The 13,981-nt window shown below is 59.6% G+C and carries 14 protein-coding genes and 1 pseudogene; 1 reads left to right on the top strand and 14 read right to left on the bottom strand.

Annotation, left to right across the window (positions count from 1 at the left end; genetic code table 11):
- Positions 1 to 169 precede the first annotated feature (169 nt).
- The 5 genes from XH83_RS38400 to nifB all read right to left on the bottom strand — a co-directional run bounded on the left by XH83_RS38400 (position 170) and on the right by nifB (position 6,269).
- Complete coding sequence (locus XH83_RS38400; protein ID WP_128929931.1) at positions 170 to 820, bottom strand: nitrogen fixation protein NifQ; 651 nt, start codon at positions 818 to 820, stop codon at positions 170 to 172.
- A gap of 95 nt (positions 821 to 915) precedes the next feature.
- Complete coding sequence (gene nifH, locus XH83_RS38405; RefSeq protein WP_128929930.1) at positions 916 to 1,800, bottom strand: nitrogenase iron protein; 885 nt, start codon at positions 1,798 to 1,800, stop codon at positions 916 to 918.
- Between the two features lie 1,404 nt (positions 1,801 to 3,204).
- Entirely contained in the window at positions 3,205 to 3,519 is a 315-nt protein-coding gene (locus XH83_RS38410; RefSeq protein ID WP_128929929.1) for a nitrogen fixation protein NifZ, read from the bottom strand.
- Between the two features lie 943 nt (positions 3,520 to 4,462).
- A complete protein-coding gene (locus tag XH83_RS38415; protein ID WP_128929928.1) occupies positions 4,463 to 4,702 on the bottom strand; it encodes a 4Fe-4S binding protein in 240 nt (79 codons plus the stop codon).
- Positions 4,703 to 4,712: 10 nt separating this feature from the next.
- Entirely contained in the window at positions 4,713 to 6,269 is a 1,557-nt protein-coding gene (gene nifB, locus XH83_RS38420) for a nitrogenase cofactor biosynthesis protein NifB (RefSeq protein WP_128929927.1), read from the bottom strand.
- Positions 6,270 to 6,823: 554 nt separating this feature from the next.
- On the opposite strand from nifB, the pseudogene XH83_RS38425 reads away from it, so the two are divergent.
- Positions 6,824 to 7,668, top strand: a pseudogene (locus tag XH83_RS38425) (transposase).
- Here the strand turns inward: XH83_RS38425 and XH83_RS38430 are convergent.
- From XH83_RS38430 to nifE, 9 genes are all read right to left on the bottom strand, one after another.
- A complete protein-coding gene (locus XH83_RS38430; RefSeq protein ID WP_164934261.1) occupies positions 7,642 to 7,839 on the bottom strand; it encodes a hypothetical protein in 198 nt (65 codons plus the stop codon). The pseudogene XH83_RS38425 and the gene XH83_RS38430 sit on opposite strands and share 27 nt — an antisense overlap.
- Positions 7,840 to 8,354: 515 nt before the next feature.
- Positions 8,355 to 8,570 carry a putative nitrogen fixation protein NifT gene (gene nifT / locus XH83_RS38435; RefSeq protein ID WP_128929926.1) on the bottom strand — a complete coding sequence of 72 codons (216 nt, stop codon included), beginning with the start codon at positions 8,568 to 8,570 and terminating at the stop codon, positions 8,355 to 8,357.
- A gap of 113 nt (positions 8,571 to 8,683) precedes the next feature.
- Entirely contained in the window at positions 8,684 to 8,986 is a 303-nt protein-coding gene (locus XH83_RS38440; RefSeq protein WP_128929925.1) for an iron-sulfur cluster assembly accessory protein, read from the bottom strand.
- Positions 8,987 to 9,832: 846 nt separating this feature from the next.
- Complete coding sequence (fdxB, locus tag XH83_RS38445) at positions 9,833 to 10,165, bottom strand: ferredoxin III, nif-specific (protein WP_128929924.1); 333 nt, start codon at positions 10,163 to 10,165, stop codon at positions 9,833 to 9,835.
- The gene (locus XH83_RS38450) at positions 10,071 to 10,271 is read right to left on the bottom strand and encodes a hypothetical protein (RefSeq protein WP_232995641.1); all 201 of its coding nucleotides are present in this window, start codon (positions 10,269 to 10,271) and stop codon (positions 10,071 to 10,073) included. Before XH83_RS38450 ends, fdxB begins: the two co-directional genes overlap by 95 nt.
- A 44-nt stretch (positions 10,272 to 10,315) precedes the next feature.
- Positions 10,316 to 10,465, bottom strand: a complete 150-nt coding sequence (locus XH83_RS38455; protein ID WP_232995640.1) for a DUF269 domain-containing protein — start codon at positions 10,463 to 10,465, stop codon at positions 10,316 to 10,318.
- A gap of 100 nt (positions 10,466 to 10,565) precedes the next feature.
- The gene (gene nifX / locus XH83_RS38460; RefSeq protein ID WP_128929923.1) at positions 10,566 to 10,976 is read right to left on the bottom strand and encodes a nitrogen fixation protein NifX; all 411 of its coding nucleotides are present in this window, start codon (positions 10,974 to 10,976) and stop codon (positions 10,566 to 10,568) included.
- 20 nt (positions 10,977 to 10,996) lie between these two features.
- The gene (gene nifN / locus XH83_RS38465; RefSeq protein ID WP_128929922.1) at positions 10,997 to 12,379 is read right to left on the bottom strand and encodes a nitrogenase iron-molybdenum cofactor biosynthesis protein NifN; all 1,383 of its coding nucleotides are present in this window, start codon (positions 12,377 to 12,379) and stop codon (positions 10,997 to 10,999) included.
- 11 nt (positions 12,380 to 12,390) lie between these two features.
- A complete protein-coding gene (gene nifE, locus XH83_RS38470) occupies positions 12,391 to 13,953 on the bottom strand; it encodes a nitrogenase iron-molybdenum cofactor biosynthesis protein NifE (RefSeq protein WP_128929921.1) in 1,563 nt (520 codons plus the stop codon).
- Positions 13,954 to 13,981 lie beyond the last annotated feature (28 nt).

Here is a 13,981-nt window from a genome sequence, read left to right on the forward strand (position 1 = left end):
CTTGCTTTCTGGAGGTTGGCGCTTGGTGTGCCATCGGTCGAGATGATGTTGTTGGTCGACGAGAGATCGGGACTGATCAAGGTCTGATGGTGTCGGGCGGGGTGCCGTCATCTGGGTCTTTCCATATTCATTCCAATCATCGAAGTGAGCAATGCACGTGCCACCTCAGCTACAGCTTGCGTTCGACCAGGCGGCTCTCACCGCTCTCTTCGCCAAAGCAACGACCAAAATCGGCGCATTGGGTGCAGACTGGCGCCCTGCACATACCTAAACTATCGCGTTCGCAGAGCACGCGATAGAAGAAGCGCTTCCAACGCATATTCCCGGTGTTCCGGCGGGCCAGTGGCGCGAAATGGCGCGTCAGGAGACGGGACAGCTCCGTACGCCCGCGCAGCCCGAGATCCTGCCAGAGGTGGTGAGGCTCCATTGCACGTCGCGCTACCATTGCCGCGAGCCAATGGCCGACGTCGCCGGCAGTCGAACGCTGCGCGAGCAGGAGCTCGCGCAGGACAGCGGTTTCGTCATGGACGTCGGAGGATGAGTTTGGTATCCATGTGAAGGCGCGGGCCGCGGCCGCCGGGAAAAAGCCGGCGAGCAGTTTTCTCAGGGCATGCTCTGGAATTCCAACGCGTTCTACGATCGAGCCGCCATCCAACGCGGCAGCGACCAGGATTGAGGCCAGTGCATGACGATCGAAATCATCGTCGGCGCTGATTTCGGCTTCCGCTGGGTTGCTGCCCGTGAGCAGTCGATAGAGCGCGATTCCGACCTGTTGCACAACGGCGCTCGGCTCAGCCGATCGAGAGTTCGACACTTCCATGTTACTCGCTTGCACCTCAGCCAAGAAATGCCCCGCCGCTATTGGAAAGACCGCTGGATAGCCGGCCCCATGAGACGAGGAGACCGGCAGGATCCTTATGGCGTCGCGGGCTGGGCCGCGGTTTTGCCGATCTGGCTCTCGTCTACCGCCTTCATGATCCCGTGTTCCATCAGCATATCCTCCAGCTCGTCCATGCTGATCGGGGTCGGAACAACGCCCTTCCCGCCGTTGTTGTGTATCTTGGATGCAAGGTTGCGATAATGATCCGCCTGCTTGGAGTCCGGCGCATACTCCAGCACCGTCATGCGGCGCAGCTCAGCATGCTGCACGATGTTGTCTCGCGGCACGAAGTAGATGAGCTGAGTTCCCAGCTTCTTCGCCAGCGCGTCCGCTAGCTCCAGCTCCTTGTCGGTCTGACGCTCGTTGCAGACAAGCCCCCCAAGACGGACGCCGCCTGAATGGGCGTATTTCAGAATGCCTTTGGAGATGTTATTGGCGGCGTACATGGCCATCATCTCGCCGGACATCACAATGTAGATTTCCTGCGCCTTGTTCTCGCGGATCGGCATTGCGAAGCCGCCGCAGACGACGTCGCCGAGCACGTCGTAGGATACGTAGTCGATGTCCTCATAGGCACCGTTGTGTTCTAGAAAATTGATGGAGGTGATGACCCCCCGCCCAGCACAACCGACGCCAGGCTCTGGACCACCGGACTCCACGCAGCGGATGTCCTTATATCCGATTTTCATGACGTCCTCGATCTCAAGGTCTTCGACGCTGCCGACACTGGCGGCGAGGCTGAGAATGGTGTCTTGCGCCTTAGCGTGCAGGATCAAGCGCGTAGAGTCCGCCTTAGGATCGCATCCCACGATAAGGATTCTGTGGCCCATCTCAGCAAGCGCTGCGAGCGTGTTCTGGGACGTAGTCGACTTTCCGATACCACCTTTGCCGTAAAATGCGATTTGCCTCAGTGACGACATGTTCATCTCCATTAAGCGGGTGCCAAAAGCACCGCGCAGTCTCGCGTCGCATTGAGCCACCGTCAGAAGCGGCGACCCGAGGATTCGGTAGGGAGAGTTTGGAGCCGCCAGCCGAGCTCTCAGCTCCCACCGTGTTGCTGTATGCGAAGTGCAACTGGTGTGCCGTTGGCTCCGCGCGGACTAAGGCGCTGAGTACGCTCGCAAAGTGGTTCGCCCGGAGCCGAAGTTGGAAGGGATGTCGCCTCTACGAAAGTCAGGCCAGTGTGAGGATCCAGACAAAGGAGCGCCGCCATGGTAAGATCACAGCGTATCTGCGCCGCCATAGGCGGGGGAAAGGTTGCTTCAGGTTGGGCGCTAGCGTTTAGACGCGTCGGTGCAGATCGGTATTGCGACAGTTAAGGAGCCATTGTCCAATGTCTGTGACGGACGAAAGTGGATCAGCTATGCCGCCCAGAGCCTGTCGCATGCGGGAATCGAGAGCGACAGCCTCGCCTCGGGCGGAGGCCGACTCTCCCGAAAGGGGCGTGGGCTGGCTGAACCCTGCTCGGCTGCTGTTCGGCGCCTTCTTGATGGAGCGCAGCGTTAAACCGATCGCCTAAGGCAGGAAGCGCGCTCCCGGCGCGAACATCTCGCTGTCGTCGACAAGTGCGACGAAGCCACGGATAAGCGATGAATACTGGCGCTAACGGCTGTTGCAATCATGCAGGTGCTTGAAGACGTTCGGGCAACCTGAACTGCAGGCGCCTCGCCAAAGCGCGATAAGAAGGAGCTTCTGGCGCGAGCAATGGACCGCACAGCGATGGTGCGGCTTCCTTAGGAAGACGCCTGTCACGTTATGGCTGGACTGGCCGCGGCAGGGAAACCCGAGAGCCGAGATAGAGCGAGCCGGGTCGGATGCGGCGGCGCCTAGTTACGCCAATGCTCTGGGATATTCTGGTCTTACCCCTGGCTGACGAGCGCTGAAGCGAGCGTCGATCGCGAGGCCTCAGGCCGGCCATTGGCCAGCGAAGAGCCGGAAGTGTGCACCGGCCGCCGTTGTCCTGCCGTGCAGAAGCACCGCCGTGTGTGCGATCTTCCATAAAAGCACGTTCTCACTGGAATAATCGTACGTAGATGCGTCGCTCGTGTGCCCTCTCATGTTTCGATGTGCATCCGGTGATGCCTTCGTGCCGCAAGCGCATGCGTACCGCCCGCTTTCTCGCCTGGGAGGCGACCGACCGCCACCCGCGGAATCAACGATTTGGATCGACAGGTCTGCATAGTGTCGGTCAGCAACATAATGCGCCTAGTTGGTCGGCGCGCGCCTAGACATCGTCGGTCGATTCTTGGAAAAGACGCGGTCGTGGTGCCGATCGACTGCCCCTTACGTGCCGGCGACTAACAATTGTCAATCCAGCGCGACTATCAGCACTCGTCCGGTAACTGGACGTGCCTGATGCCGTCGCGCGGCGCAACGCGATCAAGCTCCTTGCGCTTCATCCCGACGCGGCGACCGCTTTCGATGAAATCGACGCCATAAATGTAGAATCGCTGGAGGAAGGTGCCAATCGAGACGACATAGCCGATCTCGCCCTTCACAGCGAGAACCTCGCCGATCTCCTTGCCAGCATACGTCCCATCATTTCGAATGGTGCGCGTTGCCCGCACTTTCTCTCCATAGCTGAAAAACGGCTGGGCCGTTAGCTCGATAAAGTCGTCGTCGTTCACGTGGTCGCTCATACTCGCATTTCCTCGCTCCAGCGGAGGGGTGGCCGGCGGCCGCGCGCGTTTTGCACGAGGCTATCATGGCTTTCGCCCCGCACCATGAGCTCGCCAGCCACGGCACGAGCCGTAACGCTGAAATGGATGTCGGATGGCGGGCCGTCAAGTGCACTGCAGCGTGGCGTTAGGTAAGCATGCCGGGTAGCCATGCGTAAAATGCCTTGGGCCACGACCGGGTGGACATTGGCCTCGTCTTGATTATCCCTCCAGGGAGCTCCGGTGTTAGCCGGTACATGCTAGCATCTGAGTTTTCGCCGGCCTCGCCGGCAACGATCGGCTGCAGGCTGCCATTCTCGATCGGCTTTCGAACTCGCATCTTCGTCGCGCGATGCGGAGCGTTTCGCGACGGCACACCAAATTGCTCGGCCAGGCGTTGAGGGGATGCCCGCGGATCTGTTGACGAGATCGCCCAGCAGAGGTGACGCAAGACCAGAATGAGAGCCCTACTGCGATTGCGCAGCGACGATACGCGAATATGGCGGGTGGGCCTCGTCGAGGCGCTGGGCGAGGAAAAGGCGGTGCGGTGCTAGCAATGGTACACCTAAGCGCGACTGATCTGGTAGGCGCCCGCGCCATGGACCGCCAATTCAGACAACGATTGCGTCGACCTGGCGTTCCGGTCGAGAGCCTCGACGCCGCCATAACTCATCATAGTGTCTGTCCTCTCGAACACGTTCAGCAAAACCTTGGCGTCGATTGTATCGCTGGGGTCGAGCTCCAGTAGCTCCTGGATCTCGAGCCGCCGCTCGGCGACCCGGCCCGCCGGTCGGGGCTCAGCGGTTACGCTCGGGCGGCTGCCAGGCTGGGAGCAGTCGCCCGAGCAGAAAGCTGCCTCCAATGCCGCGGTCGCTGCGGGGCATTCTTGACGTCGATTGGCGCGTTGTCGGTATGACCATGAAGGTCATGCTGTTTCCCCTCTAGCAGGCGCTTGGTAGCGCGGTAGCGAGGTATCGATGACGCAGGTTCTGTCCACAGGACAAACGGCCACACATTGCGGCTCGTCGAAGTGCCCGATGCACTCAGTGCACTTCTTTGAATCGATTACGAAAGAGCCATCCCTCTCAAAGATTGCTGCATTCGGACATTCCAGCTCGCAGGCGGAGCAGCCCGTACATTGCGAAGAAACGATCTTGAATGGCATTGATGTCTCCTCAAGCTGCAGAAATAACCGTGGCGTTGCGACTGCCGGCCTGAATGCGCTGCACGTGTGCAATCTCGCCGCTGTTGACTTTCTTCAGATAGGCTGTGAACCACACGATCGCCGACTTGACGATGAAGTCATGGGCGAATTGATCGACTGGCGTGATGCCTGCCTTGATCAGGGCCTCCCTCGGGCAGGCGCCGATCTTAGCCACGAACACTGCGTGGCAATCATTGATTGCGCTGATAATCGAAGCCAAGCTGCCCTCCTCGCCGTAGCCGCCCTGGCAATAGACATCGACGCGGCGGTGGCCTACGAATTTCGCCCCTGCCTTCGAGAGCTCGTAAACCTGGAACTCCGCAGCGTGGCCAAAGTGCTCATTGATCAGACCAGAGCCCTTAGTCGCGACCGCAGCCAGCACCTTGATGTCGCTTGACACATCCGCCAGTCCGACAAGCGCGTCATGCCCTGCCACAATCATAGCGGCGCGCTCCTTCTCGACCTTGGCTCGGTAAGCCTTACGGGTGTCCATATCGTAGTTCAGCTCCATTGACATGATCCTCTCGATGGTGAACTCGGCGGTGCGGCTCTCGCCAAGCAGACCGACAGCGTCAGCGCGGCACTGACGGCAGTGCCGCATCATAATCATCTCGCCTTCGCAGGAGTCTTGAACGGCTTTCAACTCCTGAGGGCTCGGGCCACGCTGACCGCTGGCGCCGAAAGCAGTGCCGTGCTCCGGTGAGGAGATAAGCGGCATGATGTTGTGCAAAAAACCGCCGCGCGATTTCACTACCTTGTTGACCTCCGCAAGGTGATGGTCGTTAATCCCCGGTATCATTACAGAGTTGACTTTGGTGAGGACACCGCGCTCGGTGAGCATCTGAAGCCCCTGAAGCTGGCGTTCAGTCAAAATCTTAGCCGCTTCATGGCCGGTGTAACGCTTGTGCTTATAGAAGATCCAAGGATAGATCCGAGTGCCGATCTCAGGATCGACCGTGTTGATGGTGATCGTGACATGGTCGACGTTGAAATTGGAAATGGCGTCGATGTAATCCGGCAGCATAAGCCCATTTGTGGACAGGCACAGCTTTATGTCGGGGGCCGCGGTCTTGACTAGCTCGAAGGTTTTGAACGTCCTTTTGGGGTTCGCCAGCGGATCGCCCGGGCCAGCAATGCCGAGCACCGTCATCTGCGGGACGGCCGAGGCGACCGCCAGTACTTTCTTGACAGCTTGTTCGGGCGACAGCCTCTCGCTGACCACGCCAGGGCGCGACTCGTTTGCGCAGTCGTATTTGCGATTACAGTAGTTACACTGAATATTGCAAGCGGGTGCCACCGCGACATGCATGCGCGCGTAGTGATGATGCGCCTCCTCGCTATAGCATGGATGGGTCTTCACTTTGTCCCAGAGTCCGGACGGCAGATCTCCCTGCCCTTTTTGCGATCCGCACTTTCCTTGACCGCAACAACCTGAGGTGCTGCAGCTCTTGCGCCCGACCTGCTTGGTATCGCCGAGAGCGGTGAGGATATCGCTCCTGCTAGCGCCGTGTTGAGCTGAAGCGTACATTTGGTCATTCTCCCTGGAGACCGAATAGATTGGAAGCTCGGATCTTGCCAAGCGTCTGATGCGTCGTTCTAGAACGGCCTTCAGCAACCTCTATGCCAGCGTTGGGTCCATGCGCTGGTTTGCGCCTGCAAGATTGGTCGTTACAGAAGTCGAGTATGTCGGGTAGCCGACGCACGTTGGAAAATGGACGAATTTGGCGTTACCAGAGAGCGCTTTTACGAAAATGGTCTGCGCATCCCCGGTTCGACCGATCGTATCTGGCTATCATGAGCCAGAGCGTCAGCCCGAACCTGGCCGCGCGCGCAAATTAAAATGAATCGAATTGAAGCCCAGGGCGCAAAGAGGAGTTCGCTCTAAAGACAGCGTTTGGTCGCGCGCCGAAGGGGGACGCCCGCCAAGCGTAGGGGCGTCCGTCGCGTTCTAGCAGGCCGTTGAAAAAAAGTCGCTCGCCGCTGATGGTGGTACCGTGATCCATTGGCGGCTCCGACAAACTTCGGAGATGGTGCCTGGGTCGCGGCGATAATCGAATGGGCGAGCTGTATAGCTAGCTTGATCTGGAGACGCGGGTGCGGCGTGATCATCCGCCGCGATTCTAACGATTGTGAACGAGGCGCTGTCGGCGTTGGAGCGGGACTGCGCTGCGCTCTATTCGACGATTGGACGGGCTGCGATCTCGCAGAGTGAAGCTGCTGCGGGCGACGCTGTTGCAGGCGTTTTATTTGATCCGCGCGGAACGGCTTGTGAAGAGCGGCTGGAATACCCGCCCGCTGTCCGCTGGTTTGTCGCAATCGGGGGTGACGACGTGGTCCGGGATGTTCGATGTTCTCGAAAAACGGCGGCCGGGTGCTCAATCGGCAGTCCGAAGGACGACTCTGGCGAGCCGCCGGCCCGACTTCCATAGCCAAAACACGCTGGAAGGACCTCCATGCGTCGACCACCAGTCCCGATGCTAGGCGCTACCGCGCTGCAGGAAGGGCAAAGGCAAGAGGACGCCACTGTGGACACGGGCTGATGCAGAACCGCCACGACCGGCTGGCCGACGCCTGCCTCATGCTGGCGGGCATGCCGAATGCATCGCAGCGCTGCACATGATGGAGCCGCGTGCTGAATGGCCGGCCCACGATGCGGAAGAGTTCGTCAATGAGCCGCGCTCGATGAACGTGACGCGCATGTTTCACAGAATACCAGCGGCCGTAGCTCTGAGTTTGGGTCGGTCACTAGCCGTAAGCCAGCGCATCTGCAAGCGGGTCGGGAGGCATTCGGCGGGATCAATACGGTTGCCGGGCAAGAGACAGGTTTCATGGTGGTGAGCGCGCCAAATGGGCCTCTATCTTCGTTGCCACCGCCTACAAGCTGGTGCGATTGCCGAATCTTATCGCGGGACCGGGCTGAAGGCTAAGGTGCACGGCTTCGGCTGGGGCTTGGCCGGTCGCTGACGAACATTGTCAAGATGGACAACCGGGACAGAGAGTTTCTCGATCTTGTCGAAGAGGCGCATCTCACCTTCGAGGACAAGCCCGACAACAAATGTGCCTTCGCTGCCCTGAAGGGCTTCCTTGATGGCTGCCAAGTCACCCGCCACGGATCGCCCCGCACCGAGTTGTCATGTGTCGGCGATGAGCCACTTCTAGATCCACATTGGCGACGACTTTGCGTTCGCTGTAGACGCGGCTGAGTTCTTCAACAGCCCGGTAGGTGCGCAGGAGTTGCCCGTTTTCTGCTGCAGGCGAAAAACGTGAAGACCGTAGCCGATGCAGCACGCCTTATGACTGTGGTCCATCCTTCTTTCGCGGCTTGCCATAAAAAAAACCGTACCAGCGATCATCGCCGAGATCGGTGCGGGCTACGCCAGGTGGGCGGGGTCAAATGGCAGCGCCCGGCGAAGAGGGCTTCCCGTTGCGCAATTTTACTAGCCTCTTCTGATTGGCGGCAACTTAAGCGGCGAAAACGAATGTGGCTTGGCGAAGGCGCTTGCAGGGGTGCCTTCTCACGGGGCATGGGCGGACTTGGTGAGGTCTTCTGATGTGCTTCAGCGCCGGGGTGGGGCCGGCGAATTCGTGTATGGGGCGAGCGCATTCATCACTCCTATCCCTCTCCGCCCCGCTTCCTGGCGCTGATCGTGATGGGCAACTGGGTGTCGGAGGCCATGTGCGGCAGGTCGAGCACCCAGCCATTGGCGATCTTGATCCACCCGCCCCACAGCGTCTCGTGCTCGGCTTCGACGATTGGCTCCTCGAGATCCTTCTTCGGCACGTAAATCGACAGACCGGTCTCCGTTGAGCGGCGGATCGTGACTTTCATGATCTGAACTTCTGGTTGCGGGAGCCGCTGCTCGTGCGCTCTTCGCACGGCGGATGCGATGCTCTCTGATTCCATAGGGACTCGGGCAGTGCGTGCATCACATCGCTACTTCGTTAGTCGTTGTGTGAGTTCACATTGGGGTTATCAAACGTGAAACCGGAGCCATCTAGACCCACGACGAAGTCCATGGTGGTGCCGTTGAGGTGCGTCAGGCTCTTGCGATCGACGAACAGCTTGACGCCGTGACGCTCGATAACAGTATCGTCCGGATTGGCTTCCACGGCGAGGGCCATCACGTACTTGAACCCGGCGCAGCCGCCGGTTTCGACTATGATGCGCAAACCGCTCGTTTGTTGCGGCGCCATCGAGATCGCTGCCTTCACCGCATTCACCGCGCTCTCCGTCAAATCAATCATCGCACGTCCCGCTGTTATGGATCGTTCAACAGATCGCAACTCTCGTGCCAGAGCACACAGAAGACGGAAATCACTGGCATTTCGCCGCCACCGCCCGTTGCTCCGCCTCGCGTGTCGGATCTGCGACAACCGGCCTCGGTGGCGCACGAGAAGCGGAATGGCACAGCTGTACCGGGCGTACCGCACACAGCAGTCCGGAATCCCATGTATGGAAACGTTCGTCGACGCCGGCGGACTAAGGCGGCCGAAAACCATCGCGCCTGTGACAGGTCGGCGGCGCTAACTCTGGCGCTGTCGGCGGACTCGTCCATAGATGTGTACTATCATCCCATCCCGCGTCGCCTTCTTGGAGGTCGATCGGACCAGACACGAACGGCTCTTTTTCGTTGTCTCAACGCTGCCGTGGCGTACCCCAAAGCTAGGGCGTCACGGTCAGGGCGTCGTAAGCGATGATCGGCGTGGTGACGAATAGTTCGCTGTCGGCGATGCGTTTGCCGAGCCTTAGGCATTAAGCACATCCGCGCTAACCTAAGCTCCATAGCACTAAGAACAACGTGCTCAGGAGCTGCCCACTGGTTGCGGCAAAACAACTTGCACCGGAGCATGGTGGTACAGGCGCACAACGCCGGCTAGCGGGTTCGGTCTGTTCAAGGACAAGCCCTCGAGGCTCAGAGCACGGTCGCACGAGAGAGCAGACCGTCGTCAGGTTCACCGGGCTCGGTGTGTTCACAGTTCCAAGTAGAAAAGTTACGCGGGGGAACGGGTGCGATCGGGTTCGTCGCAGTGATGTCCGGCGCCGAGCCGCCCACGGGCCGACAGATGGCTTGCGGAGGCCAAGAACGCTGCCTAAAACGGCGGCGGATCGACTTGCGGGTTCGTCCACTCCGGCCCGAGTTCAAGCGGCCGGGTGTGAGTCTGGCAGTTCGCAGGACAGATCCGCGAACAGGCGCCGCAGCCGATGCATGCACCGGCGTCTTGCATCACCATGGCCTTCCTCTCTAAGTCACCATCATCATCATCGAGGCCGATGACCTCGCCATCCTCGTTGATGCCCTTCAGCGTCATGACTTGCCGGCCGCAAACCTTATAGCAGCGGCCGCAGCCGATGCACTTCTGGGTATCGATTGATACCAGATAGTCCGGTATCCAGGCGCGTCCGTCGCGGGTTACGTAGGACATGATTGCGATCATTTTGCGCTGTTTTCTGTCTCTTCTGTTTGCGCTTGCGATCAAGCTTGGTGAAGGCATCATGAGCCTTCTGCGCGACGCTCAGGATCGAGGCCAAGTTCGGCGTAAGCGCCGTCGATAGATCGTGCAGGTCCGATTGGCCTACGCCGCTCGGCCGACAGACATATTAACCGTGGCTGCGAGCGTGCCGAAATCGTCGAAGTCTAAGCGGTTCACGTCGCGCGGTTGTTTGTTGATGACGATGAACCGGCCGCCGAGCAGGTCCATGCGCTCAAATTCTTCGAGGTGCATCTCTAAGTATCGTCAAGATCATGACGCCAGTCGCTTTCTCGATTGCGAGCGCGGCCGACTCGAGTCGCAGTGCGGGAGAAAGCGGGTTAAGCAGCGTCTGTCATGGAAGCGTCCTGCAGTCGTCAAAATGGAGGGGGGCTTTGCTCGTACCTCCGAGCGCCTTGCGCAACCAGGGTGGTGGGGAGCCCTTCAGCGCATCTTCGAGCTTGATGCAGAGGGTCTCGATCGCCTCGCGCTTGATCACCGTTAACGGATGGATTTTGTTGGCAACGACGCGTGCCGCGGCCGAGCCGCCGATCGCAGCGACATAAAGGATCGTGCAGTCCTTGATGGCGTCGATTTTCCGCGTCAGCTTATCCTTGCGGCCATCTTCCGTGAGATCGTCACCGAACTCGATGACCTGAAGGATGCGGTGAGCGTCCGGAGTGACGTCGTAGATAGCGATGTTCTTGGCCCAACCGAAATGCGCATCCACGCACTTCAGATCCTGGGTGGCAAAAGCGACTTTCAAGATCTATTCTCCTTATTGGGTTATTGCGGGTAGGACGGGACGGTCTTGAAGTCGCGGTCAACGCTTCGCCAAGTATCGGGCGTCGGCTGGTGCTTCGCCTCGCGATCGGCAATGACAAGATTGGCGAGGCCGAAGATGAGATCGCGCGTGCCGCGGTAGCCGACTGAGAGCTGGTGGCCGGCGCCAAGACGATCGAACATCGGGAAGCCAGCGCGAAAAAACGGGATGTTAAGGCGCGAGGCCGCCTGGCGGCCGTGCGAATGGGTGATGAGGAGATTGCAGCCGTGGGTCTTGGCAAGTTCCTCGAGATCTTCGAGATCTCCGATCAGGACCTCCTCCGTCCTGATACGCTGCAACACGGGGGAGGCTGTTGTGGTCACGGCGACTGCGATATTGGCACCCATGTCGTACAGCATGCTGGAGAGATCGAAGAGCAAGTCCGGCTCGGCGCCGATCGCCAGCTTACGGCCCCCGATGTAGAAATGCGCATCCAACATAGCATCCGCGAGTTGGCCGCGCTGCCGGCGGTACTTTAGCGGAACTGGCCGGTCACTGATCTTGCTCAGAAACGCGATGAACTCGTCGTTGGGAACGAGGCCGCAGAGGCGTTCGAACAAGCGAAATCGTACGCCTGTTTTCGCATACATGGCCTCCGCCGCACGTTGCATCTGCGCGCCGATCGCGATCGTCCATGCCGCCTGCCCCATTGTCGCAATCTCGTCGACCCCGATGCCGCCGATCGTGGTGGGCGTGAACTCATCGGGAATTTGACCGTCGAGCGAACCGGCCAGGTCCGGCAGGAAGGATGGTTTCAGTCCGAAATCCTCCAGGATCGTCCGCAGCTCATTGAGATCGCCTGGCGTGAGGTGGCAGCCCGGCAGAACATTGATGCGAGCGGGATCCCGCGCCCGACCCGTCTCGACGGGATGGACCAGGACTTCCACCATTCGTGCGACCGTCTTGTCCCAGCCGTCCTGGAACGCGCCCTTGAAATCCGGGGTCGAGACGTAAACCAGCGGAAGCCTTTCGAGCTGTGGGTGCTTTTGCTGAATCAGGTAAATGAATCGTTCGACGTCCTCTCCCTTTATCTCGGTCAGGCCGGTCGAATTGATCCCGATGATTTCCGGTTTCGCACCATTGTAGATGTTAAGTATCGCCTGTTCGACATTTTCCTGACCGCCGAACACGGCCTCGACTTCACTCATTGCGGTGGTCTGCATCGGCACTGCCTCCCTGAAGTGCCGCACGAACAGGGTCAGGCCGAACGAGGTGCAGCCCTGGGAGCCGTGTAGCAGCGGCATCGCGCCGCGAAGGCCCATAAAGGCGAAAGAGCCGCCGATCGGCTGGCTCATCTTGAGCGGATTGACCGTGCAGGATTTCTCGGAGGTGGAGACGATGGCCATTGGCAGACGCCCTATTCCGACGCCTGGACGGCGCATGTTGCCTGCGCAGCGGAAATGTGCCCAACGACCCACCTGCCCGAGGCATTGGCGCGTTCCTTGAATCCGGCGGCGCTGGAATGACCTCGCACGGCGGTGGAATTCTCTGCGGCGTGCGAATCCGTGTGCGGGATGTTGGTCTGCCGATTGACCTCCGCTTCGTCCCAAGGCGCGGGACGGCGTAGTTGGGTCCATATTGGATTGTAGAGCGCCTTATCAATCTCCTCCATCAGCTTGACCATGCCAATATACCCCATGTACGCCTGAGAACGCTCCTGGTTGATGTCAAGCCAAGGTATCATCGCCTTCAGCGCGACGAACTGCGACTTGCCGCCGGAGAGCATCATATCAGCCCGGGAGTTCATCAACATTTTGTAGATGTCGCGCGGCGCCGCTTCCTCGATCATAAGGGCGTGCCGGCCCATCAGCTCCTTGATGCGGTCTTTGTCCTCTTTGGTGGACTTCTTCACGGAGGTGCCGGCGATCTCTAGACCGGCCTCCTGCAGCGCCGCGACCACCGACCACGACTTAACACCGCCGGTGATCAACAGAACCTTCTTACCCTTGAATCGTGGTTTGAAGCGCTCGATCGCCGCGCGTACCCTTGCTTCCTCACGCATGATGACAGCCTCGGTACGCCCTCCAAGCTCCAGCGGCGCGCCGCGCTCGATCAGCATGCGCGCGATCGTCCGCAAGGAGTTGCTGGAATCCTGCACGCCGTAGAACGAGCCCTCGAAGTAGGGAATGCCGTAGCGTTCCTCCATCTTACGGGCGACGTTTATCATCGCCTTGGAACACACTAGCATCGCAGCCTTTGCGCGATGCGAACAGGCCAGCTCGTGATATTTCCCATCGCCGGAGATACAAGAAAGGATGCGGATGCCAAGTTCATCGAGCAGCGGTTTGATCTGCCAGAACTCGCCGGACAAGTTGTATTCGCCGATGATATTGATGTCGTAGGGAGTGGTATAGTCCGGTTCCTCAGTGCCGATCACATGCTCAAGCAGCGCCTCGCCGGCAAGCTTGTTTCCGAGGTTCTTGGACCCGACGAACCCCGGCGAATTTACAGGAATGATAGGCTTACCGAACTTGGCCACGGCAGCCTTGCACACGGCCTTGATGTCGTCGCCAATCGCGGCTGGCACGCAGGTTTGGTAAACAAAGACAGCCGGCGGATCGAACTTGCCGATCACCTCCCCGATCGCTTGATAAAGGCGCTTTTCGCCGCCAAAGATTACATCGGTTTCGTTCATGTCGGTCGTGAAGCTTCGGCGCCAGAGATCGGAGCCTGAGGAGGCGCTGCCTCGGTTGTCCCAGGAATTGCCCTCGCAGGCGATTGGGCCGTGGACCAGATGCGCAACGTCGGTGAACGGCTGTAGCGCGATTTTGGCGCCGTCGAATGCGCATCCGCCGCCCGCCTCTCCTGGCTTCAACTGCCTAGTGCACCCCATAGTACGTTCGGCCGCCGTCTTGTTGTCGTTTCTGCCACAACCCGGCTCGTTGAAGACGTCCTCGATGGCGGACGTGTCGACGCTCATACGTATCTCCTATTTTCTTCGACCCGCC

The organism is Bradyrhizobium sp. CCBAU 53351 (genome assembly GCF_015291745.1).
Classification (GTDB): Bacteria; Pseudomonadota; Alphaproteobacteria; order Rhizobiales; family Xanthobacteraceae; genus Bradyrhizobium.